This is a genomic window from Actinacidiphila cocklensis (genome assembly GCF_907177275.1).
Lineage (GTDB): Bacteria > Actinomycetota > Actinomycetes > Streptomycetales > Streptomycetaceae > Actinacidiphila > Actinacidiphila cocklensis.
On record NZ_CAJSLV010000048.1, the window covers coordinates 64,792 to 82,492 of the forward strand.

A 17,701-nucleotide genomic window follows, 5' to 3' on the forward strand; every position below is an offset into this window, starting at 1 on the left:
GGGATCAGGCGCCGCCCGTGCCTCCCGGGCGGGCGACGCCGGCCGCGCGGACCGGGAAACCGCCGAATGTTTCGGCCTTCTTCCCGATCTGCGCGGCCGGACCGTGCGTCACGCGTCCGCGGAGTCCCCGGCGGCGGCCTGGGCGGCGGCGGCCGGCGGCGCCGTGCTGCTGCGCTCCACCAGCCTGGTCGCCAGGTCCACCCGCAGCGTGCTGGGCTCCCGGCCGCGGCTCAGGTCGAGCACCAGCCGCGCGGCCGCCTCCGCCATCTCCGTCAGCGGCTGCCGCACGGTGGTCAGCGGCGGGCTGATCCAGGTGGCGAGCGGCAGGTCGTCGAAGCCGACCACGCTCAGGTCGCGCGGGATCGACAGGCCCAGCTCGCGGGCCGCCTCGTAGAGGCCGAGCGCCTGGAGATCATCGCCGGTGAAGACGGCCGTGGGGCGGTCGGGCCTGCGCAGCAGCTCCAGCCCGGCCGTGTAGCCCGTCTCGTGGTTGAAGTCGCCCGCGACCACCAGATCCGGGTCGAAGCGCACCCCCGCGGTCTCCAGGGCGGCCCGGTATCCGTCGATCCTGGCCCTGCTGCACATCATCCGCGCGGGGCCGCCGATGACGGCGATCCTGGTGTGGCCGAGGTCCAGCAGGTGGCGGGTGGCGGCGAGGCCGCCCTGCCAGTTGGTCGCGCCGATCGCGGGCACGTCCTCGCCCGGGTCGCCGGCCGGGTCGAGCACCACGAACGGTATGTCGCGGCTGATCAGCTGCGCCCGCTGCGCCGGGTCGAGTCCGGACAGCACCAGGATGACGCCGGTCGGCCGGCGGGCGAGCACCCCGTCCACCCAGGTCTGGCCCGGGGTGAGGCGGCCCGCGGACTCCGACAGCACCACACTCAGACCCTCCTGCCCGGCCACCCGCTCGACGCCCCTGATCACCTCCATCGCCCAGGAGTTCTCCAGCTCGTGGAAGACCAGGTCGAGCAGCGGAGCGGGCTGCATACTCCCGCGGCGGCGCTGGTAGCCGTGCCGGCGCAGCAGGTCCTCGACCCGGCTGCGGGTGGCGGGGGCCACGTCACCGCGGCCGTTGAGCACTTTCGAAACAGTCGGAGCCGAGACCCCGGCGGCCCGGGCGATCTCGGCGAGCGTCGCCGTGCCCTCGCCGATGGTTCCCGACTGGTCATCGTGCGAAGGCTGGGGAATCGTGGCACTCATGGCAGCGATCGTAGCCCGGCGAGGTGACGTCCGTCCGCGTCCCAGCGGTGTCGATTCTCTTCCTGGAGCATAAAAAGATTCGGTTACGCTATCGAAATATTCGGAAACCAGATCGGCCGGCACCCGCCCGCGGGCCGCCCGGCACCCGCCCGCGCCCCAACGCCCGCTCCCCGCGGTCTGTTACGGATCCAAGACATTTTCGAGGACAACTACTTGGCGGGCTCCCCTGTCTCTCCTTGCGACACGGACTTCGGCTGAAGAAGACCCGCTGTCACTTCGCCGGCCGGCCCGACAGGCCCGGCCGCATCACGCATCCTTGGGGGGATCCGTTGAACCGCACCATGTACCGCCGCGCCCTGCGCGCATCGGCCGTCGCACTCGTCATGTCGGGCGCCGCCCTGGCCCTCGCGCCGTCGGCCCTGGCCATCGACGACACGCGGCAGATGACCTTGTCGGTGGACGCTCCGACGGAGATCGGCTTCGCCGGGGGGCCCGTCGAGTTCACCGAGACGTTCGGCAACACCGGCACGACCTTCGTGCCCGAATACCTGCACTTCGCGGCGGAGACCGGCAGCGGGGTGTCCGCCGACAGCATGACCCTGGACTACCTCGCCGCCAACGGCAAGTGGGAGCCGCTCGACCTGACGTACAACGCCAACTACGGCGAGTTCTACGGCCGGACGACCGAGACCTTCTCCGTCGCGCCGGGCACCACGCAGACCGTCCACCTGCGGATCGGCATGCCGATGGGCACCCCGCACCACGGGGACACCAACGGCGGCACCGACCACATCACGCTGAACTCGTCGCTGATCCCCGAAGGGGAACTGATCGCGGACGTCGACGACACGCACACGATCAAGGTCACACCGCCGGCACATTCCTTCGTGGAGGTGCCGCTGTACGCGTCCCCGGGCGGCGCCCCGATCGAGTTCGGCGCGAAGCTCACCAACACCACCAAGTCGAAGTACACGAACCTCTCGTACGTGCTCTTCACCGACAAGTACACGTCCGTGCAGGTGCTCAAGGGCGACAAGTGGACCACCGTCCCGGCGGTGACCAACCCGGACGCGGACTACTTCGCCCAGGGCTTCTACCTCGCCGGCCCGAACTCCACGGTCGCCCCGGACAGCTCGTCCACCACCCGGGTCCGTGTCGCCTGGCGTGCCGACGCGCCGGTGGCCCGCGCACGGCTGGAGGGCTGCGTCATCGTCAACGAGCGGCCCGGCACGCCGGCCTTCGACGGCACCACGTTCTGCGACGACTCGACGTGGCTGAACGTCACGAACGCCCTGGACCCGACCCCGACCCCCACGGCCACGGCGTCGGCTCCCGCCACGCCCACCGCGACCGCCACGACCACCCCCCCCGGCACCGGCCCCCGCCGCGCAGCTCGCCGAGACCGGCGCCGGCAGCTCGGCGACCACCGCCGGCCTCGCGGGCGGCGCGCTCCTGCTGGGCGGCGGCGCCACCCTGGCCTCGGCCCGGCTGCGTCGTCGCAGCAGCCACTGACCCTTCCATGAAACAGCCGGGGGCGGCGCTTCCGCACGAAGCGCCGCCCCCGGTGGGGAAGGCCGGTCGGGGTCCACCGGTCGGTGAGGGTTTCGGCCCCCAGGGCAAGGGGCCGCCGGCGGTGGACCGGGCCGGCCCGGTCAGGCGGTCAGGGGGAGGAGGTGCGGGCGGCGGCCCGGCCGGCCTCCAGGCGGGCGACGGGGATGCGGAAGGGCGAGCACGAGACGTAGTCCAGGCCGACGTCGTGGAAGAAGTGGACGGACTCCGGGTCGCCGCCGTGCTCGCCGCAGATGCCGAGCTTGAGGTCGGGACGGGTGGCGCGGCCCGCGGCCGCGGCGCTGCGTACCAGCGCGCCGACGCCGTCCTTGTCGATGGTCTCGAAGGGCGACACCCCGAAGATGCCCTTCTCCAGGTAGGCGGTGAAGAAGGACGCCTCGACGTCGTCGCGGGAGAAGCCCCAGACGGTCTGGGTGAGGTCGTTGGTGCCGAAGGAGAAGAACTCGGCGGCCTCGGCGATCTGGCCCGCGGTCAGGGCGGCCCGCGGCAGCTCGATCATCGTGCCGATGGCCAGCCGCAGCCGGGTACCGGTGGCGGCCTCGACCTCGCTGATGACCCGGTCGGCCTCGTCGCGGACGATCTCCAGCTCCTGGACGGTGCCGACCAGCGGGATCATGATCTCGGCCCGCGGGTCGCACTTGGCGGCCTTGCGGTGGGCGGCGGCCTCGGCGATGGCCCGTACCTGCATCGCGAACAGGCCGGGGATGACCAGGCCCAGGCGCACCCCGCGCAGGCCCAGCATCGGGTTCTGCTCGTGCAGCTTGTGGACCGCCTGGAGCAGCCGCAGGTCGTTCTCGTTGGCGTCCTCGCGGGACTCCGCGAGCGCGACCCGCACCGACAGCTCGGTGATGTCGGGCAGGAACTCGTGCAGCGGCGGGTCCAGCAGCCGTACGGTCACCGGCAGCCCGTCCATCGCCTCGAACAGCTCGATGAAGTCGGCCTTCTGCAGCGGCAGCAGCGCGCCCAGCGCCTCGTCCCGCTCGGCGTCGGTGTCGGCCAGGATCAGCCGCTCGACCATCTCGCGGCGCTCGCCGAGGAACATGTGCTCGGTACGGCACAGGCCGATGCCCTGCGCCCCGAAGCGGCGGGCGCGCGCGGCGTCCTCGGCGTTGTCCGCGTTGGCGCGTACCTGCAGCCTGCGGACCCGGTCGGCGTACGCCATCACCCGGTGCACGGCCTGCACCAGGCCGTCGGCCTCGTCGGCACCCGCGTGCATCCGGCCCTCGAAGTACTCGACCACCGGCGACGGCACCACGGGCACCTCGCCCAGGTAGACCTTGCCGGTGGAGCCGTCGATCGAGATGAGGTCGCCCTCCTCTATCACCACGCCACCGGGCGCGGTCAGCCTGCGCCGCTTGGTGTCGACCTCCAGCTCCTCGGCCCCGCACACGCACGTCTTGCCCATGCCGCGGGCCACGACGGCCGCGTGCGAGGTCTTGCCGCCGCGCGAGGTGAGGATGCCCTCGGCGGCGATCATGCCGTTGAGGTCGTCGGGGTTGGTCTCCCGGCGGATCAGGATCACCTGCTCACCCGAGCGCGACCACTTCACGGCGGTGTACGAGTCGAAGACCGCCTTGCCGACCGCGGCACCCGGCGAGGCGGCGATGCCCCAGCCGATCCGCCTGACCTCGCCGCTCTCGGCGACCGTGTCGTCGAACCGCGGGAACATCAGCTGGCTGAGCTGCGCCCCGTTGACCCGCTGCAGGGCCTCGGCCTCGGTGATCAGGCCCTGGTCGACCAGCTGGGTGGCGATCCGGAAGGCCGCCGCCGCGGTCCGCTTGCCGACCCGGGTCTGGAGCATCCACAGGTGCCCGCGCTCGATGGTGAACTCGATGTCGCACAGGTCCCGGTAGTGCGTCTCCAGCGTCTCCATGATCGTCGTCAGCTGGTCGTACGACGTCTTGTCGATGCCTTCGAGGTCGGCGAGCGGCACGGTGTTGCGGATGCCGGCCACGACGTCCTCGCCCTGCGCGTTCTGCAGGTAGTCGCCGTACGTGCCCTGCGCGCCGCTGGCCGGGTCGCGTGTGAAGGCCACGCCCGTACCGGAGTCCGGGCCGAGGTTGCCGAAGACCATCGAGCACACGGTGACGGCGGTGCCCAGGTCACCGGGGATACGCTCCTGGCGGCGGTAGAGCTTGGCCCGGTCGGTGTTCCACGACTCGAACACCGCGCGCACCGCGAGGTCCATCTGCTCGCGCGGCTCCTGCGGGAACTCCCGGCCGGTCTGCTCGACGACGATCTGCTTGAAGTCCTCGACCAGTTGCTTCAGGTCGGCCGCGTCGAGGCCGAGGTCGCTCTCCGCGCCCTTGGCCTGCTTGGCGGCCTCCAGCGACTCCTCGAACCGGTCGCCGTCGACGCCCATCACGGTCTTGCCGAACATCTGCACCAGGCGGCGGTAGGAGTCCCACGCGAACCGCTCGTTGTCCGCCTGGGCCGCGAGCCCGGCCACCGAGGCGTCGGACAGGCCGATGTTCAGGACGGTGTCCATCATCCCGGGCATCGAGAACTTCGCGCCCGACCGCACGGACACCAGCAGCGGGTCGTCGGCCTGGCCGAGCCGCTTGCCCATCCGCTGCTCCAGCGCGTCGAGGTGCGCACTCACCTCGTCGCGCAGCGCGGCGGGCTCCGCGCCGGATTCCAGGTACTCCTTGCAGGCCTCGGTGGTGATGGTGAATCCGGGAGGGACCGGAAGCCCGAGGTTGGTCATCTCGGCGAGGTTCGCACCCTTCCCGCCGAGCAGGTCCTTGAGGTCCTTGTTGCCCTCTGTGAAGTCGTAGACGAATTTCCGCTGCTGCTGCCGTGCCGACACTGGGCCTCGACTCCTCGCGACCGGGTTGCCCTGACGGCGGGGAGCGTACCCATCTCCAAGGCTCCGCACTGCATCCATCACCACGACACACGGTCTTAACCGCCCGTCTGCCGATGGATCGAATGCATTCGGCTCGCCGCCGTGGCTTTGCCGTGCGTTCACGGCTCGAACCCAAGGTCTCGCTCCGCGAGGCTTCGGGGCGTCCCCGTCCACGGAGAGTGAGCATTGGTGTGACCCTGTGCAGGGTGGACGGGTGGCACTGCGTGCCACGCATTCGAGAGGTGGAGCGCTCGAATGCGCGCTCATTTGAGCGCGTACTGCATCAGGCGTGGTACGAATCACGTCCGGGTCTCACCCCCCGGACGTGCCCCGACCCCACCCGCGTCGGGCACCCCCACCCGGGGGCGGGGGGCTTGCCCTCCCGGGCGCGCGAGCCCTTCGAGGACGGTGCTCTGCGCTCCCGGGCGCGCGAGTCTTTTCAGGGGCGCTGGGGGTACCCCCAGGCGAAGCTCTGGGGGCGGAACTGCGCGACCAGCCACGACGCACCGCCGCGTGGCGGACAGACCGCCACCACCCCAGGGGCGCGGGGAACTGCGCGACCAGCCCACCACCGGCCCGCGGGTCGCCACCGGCCCAAAGGGGCTGTTCCTGTCGGAGACGGACCACCCGCCGGTGGCCGGTTGGGCGCGCAGTTCCCCGCGCCCCTGGTGGTTGCGCCCTTGCGCAAGGGGAACCCCAGGCCACCGCGGCCCGCGGAAGGGCGCCCCCTGGCCGAGGGGAACCGCTCAGCCCCGCGGCCGGCGGGTGTTCAGCCGCCCGAGGTGTCGGATTCGGCGTCGGACGACGGGGTGGCGCAGTCGTAGGGGTCGCCCAGCCACCCGTCCGGCAGGACAACGCGCTTGCCCGCCGCCGTACGGCCGCGAGGCCCGTCCGCGTGGGCCGGCCAGGGCTGGGTCTGGTCCAGGCCGCCGAGGTGGGCGTCGAGTTCCGCCAGGGTCGAGGCCGTCGCGAGGGCGCGGCGGGTCTCGGACCCGACGGCGAACCCCTTCGTGTACCAGGGCACGTGCTTGCGGAAGTCGACGACCCCGCGGGTCTCGTCGCCGAGCCAGAGCCCGAGCAGTTCGGCGTGCCGCCGCATGACCGCCGCGACCTGGCCGAAGTCGGGGGCGGCGGGGGCCGAACCGGGGGACTCGAAGGCGGCGACCAGGTCGCCGAAGAGCCAGGGCCGCCCCAGGCAGCCGCGGCCGACGACCACACCGTCGCACCCGGTGGCCCGCATCATCCGCAGCGCGTCCTCCGCGCACCAGATGTCGCCGTTGCCGAGGACCGGGATCTCGGGGACGTGCTCCTTGAGCCGGGCGATGGCGTCCCAGTCGGCCGTGCCGCCGTAGTGCTGGGCGGCGGTGCGGCCGTGCAGGGCGACGGCGGTGACGCCCTCCTCGACGGCGATCCGCCCGGCGTCGAGGTACGTCAGGTGGTCGTCGTCGATGCCCTTGCGCATCTTGATGGTGACCGGCAGGTCCCCGGCGTTGCCGACCGCCTCGCGCAGGATCGCCCGCAGCAGGTTGCGCTTGTACGGCAGCGCGGAGCCGCCGCCCTTGCGGGTGACCTTGGGCACCGGGCAGCCGAAGTTGAGGTCGATGTGGTCGGCGAGGTCCTCGTCCACGATCATCCGCACGGCCTTGCCGACGGTCACCGGGTCGACGCCGTAGAGCTGGATCGAACGCGGCGTCTCGCTGGCGTCGAAGTGGATGAGCTGCATGGTCTTCTCGTTGCGCTCGACCAGGGCGCGGGTGGTGATCATCTCGCTGACGAACAGGCCCTTGCCCCCGCTGAACTCCCGGCACAGCGTGCGGAAGGGCGCGTTGGTGATCCCGGCCATCGGCGCGAGGACGACCGGCGGCTGCACGGTGTGCGGGCCGATCCGCAGGAGCCCGGGCAGGGACGGGGCCAGGAGGGTGTCAGCGGTCATGCCGTCCATTGTCCCGTACCCGCGGCGGTGGCCAGAAGACGGTCACCCGCGGGGGGCCGGCTCGCATAATCGTTGTACGATAATAATCGTTCTACTCGCACAATCATTGGACACGCCATCCATGTCGGAAACGACCGCACGGCGCCGCACCCTGATCCTGGCGATCTGCTGTATGAGCCTGCTGATCGTCAGCCTGGACAACACGATCCTGAACGTCGCACTGCCGTCGCTGCAGAAGGACTTCCACGCCTCGGTGTCCGGACTCCAGTGGACGATCGACGCGTATCTGCTGGTCATCGCGTCCCTGCTGCTGCTGTCCGGGTCGACGGCCGACCGCATCGGCCGTAAGAAGGTCTTCCAGACCGGGCTCGTGCTCTTCACCGCCGGGTCCCTGCTGTGCAGCCTGGCCCCGAGCCTGGGGTGGCTGATCGCGTTCCGCATGGTGCAGGCGGTCGGCGGGTCGATGCTCAACCCGGTGGCGATGTCGATCATCACCAACACCTTCTCCGAGCCGCGCGAGCGCGCCCGGGCGATCGGGGTGTGGGGCGGGGTCGTCGGCATCAGCATGGCGGCCGGGCCGATCGTGGGCGGCGCCCTGGTGCAGTCGGTGGGCTGGCGGTCGATCTTCTGGATCAACCTGCCGATCGGGCTCGCCGCGCTGGCGCTGACCGCCCGCTTCGTCCCCGAGTCGCGCGCCCCGCGGGCCAGGCGGGTGGACCCGGTCGGCCAGCTGCTGGTCATCGCCCTGCTCGGCACCCTGACGTACGGCATCATCGAAGGCTCGGGCGCGGGCTGGACCTCGCCGGAGATCGTGGGCTGCTTCGTGGTGGCCGCGCTCGCCGCGGTGGGCCTGGCGACGTACGAGAAGCGGCGGACCGACCCGCTGATCGACACCCGGTTCTTCCGCAGCGTGCCCTTCAGCGGCGCCACCGTGATCGCGGTCTGCGGCTTCGCCGCGCTCGGCGGCTTCCTCTTCCTCAACACGCTCTACCTGCAGAACGAGCGCGGCCTGTCCGCCCTGGACGCCGGCCTGTACATGCTGCCCATGGCCGCGATGGCGCTGGTCTTCGCGCCGCTGTCCGGCCGCCTGGTCGGCACCCGCGGGCCGCGTATCCCGCTGGTGCTGGCGGGAGTCACGATGACGGCAAGCGGCGTGCTCCTCGCAGCGCTCGACGCCCAGTCGTCCAACGTGCTGCTCTTCACCTCCTACGTGCTCTTCGGCATCGGCTTCGGCCTGGTCAACGCCCCCATCACCAACACCGCGGTGTCCGGCATGCCGCGTGCGCAGGCCGGCGTGGCGGCGGCGGTCGCCTCGACCAGCCGGCAGGTCGGCCAGTCGCTGGGCGTGGCGGTGCTGGGCGCGGCGCTGGCCGCCGGGCTGCACGACGGGGCCTGGTGGATCATCGCGGCCTGTGGTGCGGCGGTGCTCGTGCTGGGTACGCTCACCACCGGCCGGTGGGCCAAGGCCACGGCGGCACGTACCGCGGAACAGCTGTTCACCCCCGAGGCGGAGGGCAACCGGATGGCGGTGAAGGTGTGACGACGACGGCAGGGCAGGAGACGGCGGCGCCCGCGAACGGCGAGCAGGCACGTGGCCGGGAAGCGGTGGAGGCCCCGGGGGAATCCGGGGACGAGGTGGCCGAGGTGGCCGAGGAAGCCGCCGAGCGCGTGTGGCGCAACCTGCGCTCCCTCGTGCTGGAGCGCAACGAGCGCCGCAAGGAGGTCGCCGAGGCCCTCGGCATGAGCTTCTTCCGGGCCAAGGCGCTGCGCAGGATCGCCAAGCGGCCGTCCCAGATGGGCGAGCTGGCGGCGGAGCTGGCCTCGGACCGCCCCTACCTGACCCTGGTGGTGGACGACCTGGAGAAGCGCGGCCTGGTGGAGCGCAGGCAGCACCCCACCGACCGGCGCTGCAAGATCGTGTCTGCCACCGAGGCGGGCCTCGCCGCGGCCGCCCGTGCCAACGCGATCCTGCGCAACCCGCCGCCCGCCCTGCTGGCGCTGTCGGCGGCGGACCTGGCGGACCTGGACCGGATCACCTCGGCGCTGGCCGCGCACCCCCAGGACTGAACCGCACCCCGCAGGACGTCACCCGCGCACCGCGGTGATCGCGACGTCCAGCACGTCGTCGAGGCTGCCCTTGCCGCCCGCCGCCAACCAGTGGGTGATCGACACGTCGAGGCAGCCGAGCAGCGCGGTGATGGTGGCCGCCGCCCGCAGTTCGCGGGTCTCCTCGGGGCCGTCGTGCAGCCTGGCCAGCATCCCCGGCAGCAGCAACTCCCGCCACTGGGCGTGCTTCTGCTGCCTGGCCGCCCGCAGCGACGGGGTGCTCGCGAACATCCGCGCCCTGGCCAGCATGCCCTCCCGGTCCTCGGATATCCCGGCCAGCAGCACCGCGAGCGCACCGCGCAGCGCCTGCCACGGCTCCTCGTCCGCGGGCCGGTCGGCCAGCGCGCCGGCGAGCCTGGCGCCGGACTCCTGCATGCTTCCGACGACCATGTCCTCCTTGGTGTCGAAGTAGCGGAAGACGCTGCGCGCGGACATTCCGACCTCGCTGGCGATCTGCTCGACCGTGGTCTCCTCGAAGCCCTGGGCGATGAACAGCTCGATCGCCCGCTCCGCGATCTGGGCGCGGACGGTTCTGCGGGTCAGCTCACGCAGGCCTGGACCCCTGGCGCGGGTGGATGTCATGACCCCGATTTTAAGCCGTGGCCGCGGGCATCAGACCGCGACCGGCTCCCGCTCGGCGCGCACGATGCGGTGCAGCCGTTCCAGCCGATCCCTGGTCAGCTCGTCCACCGGTGAATACGTCGTCATCCGCGGGCCGTCCTGCGGGCCGAGCCACAGATGCGTGAAGTCGAAGGCCAGCAGGCCCACTTCGGGATTCAGATAGCGCTTCACATGGCTGCCGGGCTGCAGCACCTCGTGCCGCTCCCAGGCCTCGCGGAACTCCGGCGAATTCTGCTGGAGCCGCCGCAGCAGCTCCTTCCAGGCGGGCTCCGCAAGGTGGTTGGCCATCGAGGCGCGGAACTTCGCCGCCATCACCCGGGTGTTCTCCTCGCGGTCGAGCATCCTCTCGCGCCACCGCGGGTCGGTGAAGGCCAGCCACATCACGTTGCGGTCCTCGGCCGGCAGCGTGTCCAGGTCGCAGACCAGCCGGCCGTAGGTGCGGTTGTACGCGATGATGTCGAAGCGGCCGTTGAAGACCGCGGCCGGCAGCGGCTCCAGCTGGTCCAGCATCCCGCGGACCGCCGGCGAGATGACGGGGCAGTCCAGATGCGGATGCGGGTCCGCGGTGCCGGCCAGCGTGAACAGGTGCCGGCGCTCGTTGCGGTCCAGCATCAGCGCGCGGGCGATGGCGTCGGCGACCTGGCTCGACACCTGGATGTCCCGGGCCTGTTCGAGCCACGTGTACCAGGTCACGCCGACCGCGGCGAGCTGCGCGACCTCCTCGCGGCGCAGCCCCGGGGTGCGGCGCCTGCGGCCGGGCGGCAGCCCGACCTGCTCGGGCGCGATGCGCTCGCGGCGGCTGCGCAGGAACGACGCCAGCTCGTGCCGGCGGCTCGCGGCGGAGTCGGTGTCGAAGGCTTCGGTGGGTGAGGTGCCGGTCGCGCTCATATTCCCAGGATGCCGGACGCGTCAGCCGGTTGCCAGGTGCTCGGTATACCTGGATAAACCCTCTCTGGTACCACCCTGGGCACAGGTCCAGTGTGGACCATGTGAACGACCGAATGGATCAGACACTTCCCTCCCGGGCGCAGGTGCTGCCCCGCGTGACCCGTATCGCGGCGCCTTCCCCTTCCGCTCCCCCGAAGTCCCCGTCCCAGTCCCCGTCCTCCTCGCCCGCCGGCCCGGTGCTCAGCACGCTCGGCCTGCTGACCGTGCTGCTCGGTGCGGCCCTGCCGATGGTGGACTTCTTCATCGTCAACGTGGCCCTGCCCACCATCGACCGCGACCTCGACGCGGGTCCCGCGGTGCTGGAGATGGTGGTCGCGGGCTACGGCGTCGCGTACGCCGTCCTCCTGGTGCTCGGCGGCCGGCTCGGCGACCTCTTCGGCCGCCGCAACCTCTTCCTGTGGGGCCTCGGGCTCTTCGCCGCGACCTCGCTTGCCTGCGGCCTCGCCCCGACCGCCTGGACCCTGGTGGCGGCCAGGGTCGCCCAGGGCGCGGCCTCCGCGCTGCTGCTGCCGCAGGCGCTGGCCACCATCCAGTCCGCGACCTCCGGCAGCAGCCGCGGCAAGGCGCTCAGCTACTACGGCGCCACGGCCGGCATCGCCAGCGTCGTCGGCCAGGTGCTCGGCGGCGTCCTGGTCTCCGCGGACCTCGCGGGCAGCGGCTGGCGGGCGATCTTCCTGGTCAACGTGCCGGTCGCCGCGGTGGCGCTGGCGCTGGCCCTGAAGTCGGTACCGGAGACCCGCTCGGCGAACCCGGCGCGGATCGACCGGGCCGGCACGGTGCTGCTGGCACTGACCCTGATCACCCTGCTGCTGCCGCTCACCGAGGGCCGGGCGGCCGGCTGGCCGCTGTGGTCGTGGGTGCTGCTGGCGCTGTCCCCCTTCGCCGCGGCCGCCTTCGTCGTTGTCGAGCGGCACGGTGAGCGCACCGGCGGGAACCCGCTGCTGCCGCCGTCGCTGGTCCGCATCCACAGCGTGCGCAGCGGGCTGCTGCTCATCGTGCCGTTCTGCCTGGGCTTCGGCGGCTTCATGTTCGTGCTCGCGGTGGCGCTGCAGGACGGGCTGCACCTCGGTGCGCTCGCCGCGGGTGCGGCGCTCGCGCCGCTGTGCGCCGCGTTCTTCGCGGCCTCGCTGCTCGGCCCGCGCATGGTCGCCCGCCACGGGCGCCGCACCGTCACCGCCGGGACGCTGATCCAGGCGGTGGGCCTGGTGGCCCTGGCCGCGACCTTCTCCTGGGGCTGGCCCCACGTGGGCGTCCTCGCCCTCGCGCCGAGCATGGCGGTCATCGGCTTCGGGCAGGGCCTGGTGCTGCCGGTCGTCTTCCGCATCGTCCTCAGCGAGGTGCCTTCGGCGCAGGCGGGGGTCGGCAGCGGTGCGATGGCGACCACGCAGCAGTCCAGCCTCGCGCTGGGCGTTGCGACGCTGGGCACGCTCTTCCTGACGCTGAGCACGTCGGTCGGCTTCCGTGACGCCCTCGTCTGGGCGCTCCTCGCCCAGGTCGCCGCCGGCGCCCTCACCACCACGCTCAGCCTGCGGCTCCCGAAGTCCGTGGTCTGACCCGCCGTGCGCCTGCGGCGAGCTGGGGGCTGCGGTGACTGCCCCTTGCGGTGGCGTCGCTCCTTTCCCCCGGCCGTGGCTGGTCGCGCCCCCAGAGCTTCGCCCGGGGGTACCCCCAGCGCCCCTGATGGCTTGCCCTCCGCGCAGAGGGTGACCGTTTTTCAGGGGCGCGGGGCTGCGTCTGATCTGCGGCCGGCGCCGCGTGGGCGCGCGTAGCCGAGACGCACCGGAAGATGCCGGCCCATCGCAAGGGGCAACCCCTGAGGGGCGCTGGGAGCTGCGCGACCAGCCCACCGCCGGGGGGAGGTCACGGGGACGGCCGGAAAAGGCTGGGGTCGGGGGACCCCGGAAGACCGGCGGAGCCAGGAGCGTTGAAGAGGCGGGAGGTGGTGGTGTGATGTCCGTGGACGAGCTGCGGTCACTGAGGATCGGCTCAGCGCCGGAGGCGAAAGCAAGGTCGCGCCTCGCTTACGTACCGCTCGTGTGCGGCGCCCTGCTCATACCGTGGCTGGCCGTGGTGGCCGGCGCCGCGGCGCCCGGCTGGGTCGCCCTCGACTCGCTGGAGGCCGTGGGCCTGCTCACCACCGGCGTCCTGGCGCTGCGCGCGAAGGCAGCGCTGACCCCCGTCGCCACCGCCACCGCGGCGGCGCTGCTGCTGGACGCCTCACTCGACCTTGCGACCTCCGACGGCACCTGCCTGCTCGCCGCCGTGGCCATGGCCCTGCTCGCCGAGCTGCCGCTGGCGGCCGCCTGCGCCGTACTGGCGCTGACGGCGGCCGCCGCGGTGGGAACTCAGCAGCCCAGCAGCCTGCTGCCCAGGTAGCCCTCGACCTGGTCGAGGGACACCCGCTCCTGCTTCATCGTGTCGCGCTCGCGCACGGTCACCGCGTTGTCGGTGAGCGTGTCGAAGTCGACCGTCACGCAGAACGGCGTGCCGATCTCGTCCTGGCGGCGGTAGCGCCGCCCGATGGCACCGGCGTCGTCGAACTCGATGTTCCAGTGCGCCCGCAGCGCCGTGGCCAGGCCCTTGGCCTTCGGCGACAGCTCGGGGTTGCGGGACAGCGGCAGCACCGCGACCTTGACCGGGGCGAGCCGCGGGTCGAGCCGCATGACGGTCCGCTTCTCCATGACGCCCTTGGCGTTGGGCGCCTCGTCCTCGTTGTACGCGTCGAGCATGAACGCCAGCATGGCGCGGTTGACGCCCGCCGCCGGCTCGATCACGTACGGGAACCAGCGCTCGCCGGCCTCCTGGTCGAAGTAGGACAGGTCCTGCCCCGAGGCCTTGGAGTGCGCGCCGAGGTCGAAGTCCGTGCGGTTGGCGACGCCCTCCAGCTCGCTGAACTCCTGGCCGCCGAAGTTGAAGCGGTACTCGATGTCAGTGGTGCGCTTCGAGTAGTGCGACAGCTTCTCCTTGGCGTGCTCGTACCAGCGCATGTTCTCCTCGCGCAGGCCGAGGCCCGTGTACCAGTTCCAGCGCTCCTGCATCCAGTACTCGTGCCACTTCTCGTCCTCGCCGGGCTTGACGAAGAACTCCATCTCCATCTGCTCGAACTCGCGGGTGCGGAAGATGAAGTTGCCCGGCGTGATCTCGTTGCGGAACGACTTGCCCATCTGGGCGATGCCGAACGGCGGCTTCTTGCGCGAGGTGGTCTGCACCTGGCCGAAGTTCACGAAGATGCCCTGCGCGGTCTCGGGCCGCAGGTACGCCACGGAGCCGGCGTCCTGGGTCGGGCCGAGGTGGGTCTGCAGCATGCCGGAGAACTGCTTGGGCTCGGTGAAGGCGCCCTTGGTGCCGCAGTGCGGGCAGTTGATGTCGGCCAGCCCGTTGGCGGGCAGCCGGCCGTGCTTGGCCTCGTACGCCTCCTCCAGGTGGTCGGCGCGGAAGCGCTTGTGGCAGGAGGTGCACTCGGTGAGCGGGTCGGAGAACGTGGCGACGTGACCCGAGGCGACCCACACCTCGGGGGCGAGGATCACCGACGAGTCGAGGCCCACCACGTCCTCACGGGAGGTCACCATCGCACGCCACCACTGGCGCTTGATGTTCTCCTTCAGCTCGACGCCCAGCGGCCCGTAGTCCCAGGCGGCCTTGGAGCCGCCGTAGATCTCACTGCTCGGGAAAACGAAGCCACGGCGCTTGCTCAGGCTGACGATGGTGTCGATCTTGTCGGCGGCCACGGTGCTCTCTTCAGTACGACGAAGGGGTCAGTTGCCCCAGATTACCGGCGGGGGCGGGGCGCATATCAAATCCGTTCGGCCGGAGGCAAGGACGGGCGCGTCCCGGACGGGCCGCAGCGACGCAATTGACAATCGTTTCCATCTTTGTTGAAAATGACTGTCATGAACAACAGTCGCCGGGCGATACCGGCCGTTGCCCTTGCCTTCGCTGCTCTCGCCCTCCCGGCGCTCGCCGCCTGCTCCGGCTCGGCCGGCGCCGCGGACGACGGCAAGGAGGGCGGGAAGCTGCGGGTCACCGCATCCTTCTATCCGCTGGAATTCCTCGCCGACCGGATCGGCGGCTCGTACGTGCAGGTCACCGACCTGACCAAGCCCGGCGTCGAGCCGCACGACCTGGAGCTGGCCCCGAAGCAGATCGCCGCGCTGAGCAAGGCCGACGTGGTCATCTCGCTGCACGGGCTGCAGCCCGCCGTGGACGACGCCATCGGGCAGTCCGGCGTCAAGCACCGGGTGGACGCCGCCGCCCTGACCCGCCTGGAGGACCACGGCACCGAGGTGGACGGCCGCCACCACACCACCGCCGACAACGGCAGCGGCGGCGAGAGCGACGAGGACGCCGGCTCCGACCCGCACATCTGGCTCGACCCGGTCCGCTACGCCGAGGTCGCCAAGGGCGTCGGCAAGGCCCTCGCCCAGGCCGACCCGGCGCACTCGGCCGCGTACGCCGCGAACACCGACACGCTGGTCGCCCAGCTCGGCGCGCTGGACACCGCGTTCCGCGACGGGCTGAAGAACCGCACCTCCGACACCTTCCTCACCACCCACGCCGCCTTCGGCTACCTCGCCGAGCGCTACGGCCTGGTCGAGGAGGCGATCAACGGCATCGACCCGGAGAGCGAGCCGAGCGCCACCCGGATGAAGGCGCTGCTCGACCTCGCCGGGCGCGAGCACGTCACCACGGTCTTCTTCGAGACGCTGGTCAGCGACAAGACCGCGAAGACGGTGGCCGGCGACCTGCACCTGCGCACCGACGTGCTCGACCCGATCGAGGGCATCACCCCGAAGTCGAAGGGCACCGACTACTTCGCCGTGCAGCGCAGCAACCTGGCGGCGCTGCAGACCGCGCTGGGGGTGCCGGGCCGATGACGGACACGGTGGCGGCCCTGCGCGGCGCGTCGGCCTCGCTGGGCGCCCGGCAGGTGCTGCACGGCGTCGACCTGGCGGTGGCCCGCGGCGAGGTGGTGGCGCTGCTCGGCGCGAACGGCTCGGGCAAGTCCACCGCCGTACGCGCGGTGGTCGGCCGGGTGCGGCTGTCGGCCGGGACCTGGGAGCTGTTCGGCACCCCCGGCGACCGCTTCCGGCAGTGGGCCAGGATCGGCTACGTACCGCAGCGCACCACCGCGGCCGGCGGGGTGCCCGCGACCGTACGGGAGGTGGTCGCCGCCGGGCGGCTGGCCAGGACCGGGCTGCGCCCGCCGCGCAGGGCCGACAAGGCTGCGGTGGCCCGCGCGATCGACCTGGTCGGGATGGCCGACCGGGCCTCCGACGCGGTCGACGCGCTGTCCGGCGGCCAGCACCAGCGGGTGCTGATCGCCCGCGCGCTGGCCACCGAGCCGGACCTGCTGATCATGGACGAGCCGATGGCGGGCGTCGACCTGGCCGCCCAGCGGGTCCTCGCCGAGACCGTACGCGCCCAGGTCGCGGCCGGGGTGACCGTGCTGCTCGTACTGCACGAGCTGGGACCGCTGGCGCCGCTGATCGACCGGGCGGTGCTGCTGCGGGACGGCCGCGTCGCCCACGACGGGCCGCCGCCGGGCGGTCTGGAGCCCGACCACGTCCACCCGCACGCCGACCCGGCGGCCGTACCGGTGAAGGGACACCTCGACCGATGGACCTCCTGAACTACGCCTTCATGCAGCGCGCCCTGCTCGCCGCGCTGCTGGTGGGCGTCACCGCGCCCGCGGTCGGCACCTTCCTGGTCCAGCGCCGGCAGGCGATCATGGGCGACGGCATCGGCCACGTCGCGCTCACCGGCGTCGCGCTCGGCTTCCTGCTCCAGGTCAGCCCGGTCTGGACGGCGGTGGCGGTCTCGGTGGCCGGCGCCATCGGCATGGAGCTGATCCGCTCCTACGGCAAGGCCCGCGGCGACATCGCACTGGCCATGCTCTTCTACGGCGGCATGTCCGGCGGGGTGATGATCATCTACCTGGCGCCGAACGGCTCCAACGCCAACCTCACGACGTATCTCTTCGGCTCCATCAGCACGGTCTCGCCGCAGGACATCCCGCCGATGATCGCGCTCGCCGCGTTCGTGCTGCTGGTGGTGCTCGGCCTGCGACGGCACCTCTTCGCCGTCTGCCAGGACGAGGAGTTCGCGCACGTCGGCGGGCTGCCGGTGCGGGCGCTCAACCTGCTGCTCGCGGTGACCGCGGCGGTCACCGTGACCGTCGCCATGCGGGCGGTCGGGCTGCTGCTGGTCAGCGCGCTGATGGTGATCCCGGTCGCCGCCGCCCAGCAGGTCACCCGCGGTTTCGCCTGGACGCTGGCGGTGGCGGTGGCCATCGGCGTGACCGTCGCCCTGTCCGGCACCGTCTTCTCCTACTACGTCGACGTGCCGCCCGGGTCCAGCATCGTGCTGGCCTCGATGGGAGTGTTCCTGATCTTCGCCGCGGCAGCCGGGCGGCTGCGGGCCGCGGGCTGGCACAATGGGGGCGTCAGAGCGCGCAGGCCGTCATGAGGAGGCACCGG

The 17,701-nt window shown here is 72.0% G+C and carries 14 protein-coding genes; 8 read left to right on the forward strand and 6 right to left on the reverse strand.

The window, feature by feature from the left end:
- Positions 1 to 108: 108 nt before the first annotated feature.
- Positions 109 to 1,200 carry a LacI family DNA-binding transcriptional regulator gene (locus NFU81_RS11320; RefSeq protein WP_251488301.1) on the reverse strand — a complete coding sequence of 364 codons (1,092 nt, stop codon included), beginning with the start codon at positions 1,198 to 1,200 and terminating at the stop codon, positions 109 to 111.
- Positions 1,201 to 1,529: 329 nt separating this feature from the next.
- On the opposite strand from NFU81_RS11320, the gene NFU81_RS11325 reads away from it, so the two are divergent.
- On the forward strand, positions 1,530 to 2,723 hold the full coding sequence (locus NFU81_RS11325; RefSeq protein WP_251488304.1) for a hypothetical protein: 1,194 nt from the start codon (positions 1,530 to 1,532) through the stop codon (positions 2,721 to 2,723).
- 137 nt (positions 2,724 to 2,860) lie between these two features.
- On the opposite strand, the gene ppdK is transcribed toward NFU81_RS11325, so the two are convergent.
- Both ppdK and dusB read right to left on the reverse strand, forming a co-directional pair.
- Entirely contained in the window at positions 2,861 to 5,578 is a 2,718-nt protein-coding gene (ppdK, locus tag NFU81_RS11330; protein ID WP_422665176.1) for a pyruvate, phosphate dikinase, read from the reverse strand.
- 808 nt (positions 5,579 to 6,386) lie between these two features.
- The gene (gene dusB / locus NFU81_RS11335; RefSeq protein WP_251488308.1) at positions 6,387 to 7,550 is read right to left on the reverse strand and encodes a tRNA dihydrouridine synthase DusB; all 1,164 of its coding nucleotides are present in this window, start codon (positions 7,548 to 7,550) and stop codon (positions 6,387 to 6,389) included.
- A 121-nt stretch (positions 7,551 to 7,671) separates the two neighbouring features.
- On the opposite strand from dusB, the gene NFU81_RS11340 reads away from it, so the two are divergent.
- Positions 7,672 to 9,090: an MFS transporter gene (locus NFU81_RS11340; protein WP_251488310.1), complete on the forward strand. Its 1,419-nt coding sequence runs from the start codon at positions 7,672 to 7,674 to the stop codon at positions 9,088 to 9,090.
- Positions 9,087 to 9,617, forward strand: coding sequence for a MarR family winged helix-turn-helix transcriptional regulator (locus NFU81_RS11345; protein ID WP_251488313.1), 531 nt, complete (start codon positions 9,087 to 9,089; stop codon positions 9,615 to 9,617). The genes NFU81_RS11340 and NFU81_RS11345 overlap by 4 nt, the downstream gene beginning before the upstream one ends.
- 18 nt (positions 9,618 to 9,635) lie before the next feature.
- On the opposite strand, the gene NFU81_RS11350 is transcribed toward NFU81_RS11345, so the two are convergent.
- Together NFU81_RS11350 and NFU81_RS11355 are read right to left on the reverse strand one after the other, a co-directional pair.
- Positions 9,636 to 10,238 (reverse strand): TetR/AcrR family transcriptional regulator, encoded by a 603-nt coding sequence (locus NFU81_RS11350; protein ID WP_251488314.1) that lies wholly within the window; start codon positions 10,236 to 10,238, stop codon positions 9,636 to 9,638.
- Positions 10,239 to 10,268: 30 nt separating this feature from the next.
- A complete protein-coding gene (locus NFU81_RS11355; RefSeq protein WP_251488317.1) occupies positions 10,269 to 11,165 on the reverse strand; it encodes a helix-turn-helix transcriptional regulator in 897 nt (298 codons plus the stop codon).
- 113 nt (positions 11,166 to 11,278) lie between these two features.
- On the opposite strand from NFU81_RS11355, the gene NFU81_RS11360 reads away from it, so the two are divergent.
- Positions 11,279 to 12,778: an MFS transporter gene (locus tag NFU81_RS11360; protein ID WP_251488319.1), complete on the forward strand. Its 1,500-nt coding sequence runs from the start codon at positions 11,279 to 11,281 to the stop codon at positions 12,776 to 12,778.
- 397 nt (positions 12,779 to 13,175) lie between these two features.
- Positions 13,176 to 13,601, forward strand: a complete 426-nt coding sequence (locus tag NFU81_RS11365) for a hypothetical protein (protein ID WP_251488322.1) — start codon at positions 13,176 to 13,178, stop codon at positions 13,599 to 13,601.
- On the opposite strand, the gene NFU81_RS11370 is transcribed toward NFU81_RS11365, so the two are convergent.
- Positions 13,571 to 14,953 (reverse strand): glycine--tRNA ligase, encoded by a 1,383-nt coding sequence (locus NFU81_RS11370; RefSeq protein ID WP_251488325.1) that lies wholly within the window; start codon positions 14,951 to 14,953, stop codon positions 13,571 to 13,573. The genes NFU81_RS11365 and NFU81_RS11370 overlap by 31 nt on opposite strands.
- A 162-nt stretch (positions 14,954 to 15,115) precedes the next feature.
- Between NFU81_RS11370 and NFU81_RS11375 the strand changes: the two genes are divergently transcribed.
- Genes NFU81_RS11375 through NFU81_RS11385 form a run of 3 tightly spaced genes read left to right on the forward strand, consistent with a single transcriptional unit; the run spans position 15,116 to position 17,690 of the window.
- Positions 15,116 to 16,099, forward strand: a complete 984-nt coding sequence (locus NFU81_RS11375) for a metal ABC transporter substrate-binding protein (protein WP_251488328.1) — start codon at positions 15,116 to 15,118, stop codon at positions 16,097 to 16,099.
- Positions 16,096 to 16,854: a metal ABC transporter ATP-binding protein gene (locus NFU81_RS11380; RefSeq protein ID WP_251488331.1), complete on the forward strand. Its 759-nt coding sequence runs from the start codon at positions 16,096 to 16,098 to the stop codon at positions 16,852 to 16,854. Before NFU81_RS11375 ends, NFU81_RS11380 begins: the two co-directional genes overlap by 4 nt.
- Positions 16,842 to 17,690, forward strand: a complete 849-nt coding sequence (locus NFU81_RS11385) for a metal ABC transporter permease (protein ID WP_251488334.1) — start codon at positions 16,842 to 16,844, stop codon at positions 17,688 to 17,690. Before NFU81_RS11380 ends, NFU81_RS11385 begins: the two co-directional genes overlap by 13 nt.
- The last annotated feature ends 11 nt before the right edge of the window (positions 17,691 to 17,701 follow it).

What these genes read in the sequence shown, in the direction of transcription:
- NFU81_RS11365 (WP_251488322.1), top strand. Translation starts at nt 13,176, where the DNA reads ATGTCCGTGGACGAGCTGCGGTCACTGAGGATCGGCTCAGCGCCGGAG.
- dusB (WP_251488308.1), bottom strand. Translation starts at nt 7,550, where the DNA reads ATGACCGCTGACACCCTCCTGGCCCCGTCCCTGCCCGGGCTCCTGCGG.
- NFU81_RS11320 (WP_251488301.1), bottom strand. Translation starts at nt 1,200, where the DNA reads ATGAGTGCCACGATTCCCCAGCCTTCGCACGATGACCAGTCGGGAACC.
- NFU81_RS11355 (WP_251488317.1), bottom strand. Translation starts at nt 11,165, where the DNA reads ATGAGCGCGACCGGCACCTCACCCACCGAAGCCTTCGACACCGACTCC.
- NFU81_RS11380 (WP_251488331.1), top strand. Translation starts at nt 16,096, where the DNA reads ATGACGGACACGGTGGCGGCCCTGCGCGGCGCGTCGGCCTCGCTGGGC.
- NFU81_RS11385 (WP_251488334.1), top strand. Translation starts at nt 16,842, where the DNA reads ATGGACCTCCTGAACTACGCCTTCATGCAGCGCGCCCTGCTCGCCGCG.
- NFU81_RS11375 (WP_251488328.1), top strand. Translation starts at nt 15,116, where the DNA reads ATGAACAACAGTCGCCGGGCGATACCGGCCGTTGCCCTTGCCTTCGCT.
- NFU81_RS11350 (WP_251488314.1), bottom strand. Translation starts at nt 10,238, where the DNA reads ATGACATCCACCCGCGCCAGGGGTCCAGGCCTGCGTGAGCTGACCCGC.
- NFU81_RS11360 (WP_251488319.1), top strand. Translation starts at nt 11,279, where the DNA reads ATGGATCAGACACTTCCCTCCCGGGCGCAGGTGCTGCCCCGCGTGACC.
- NFU81_RS11340 (WP_251488310.1), top strand. Translation starts at nt 7,672, where the DNA reads ATGTCGGAAACGACCGCACGGCGCCGCACCCTGATCCTGGCGATCTGC.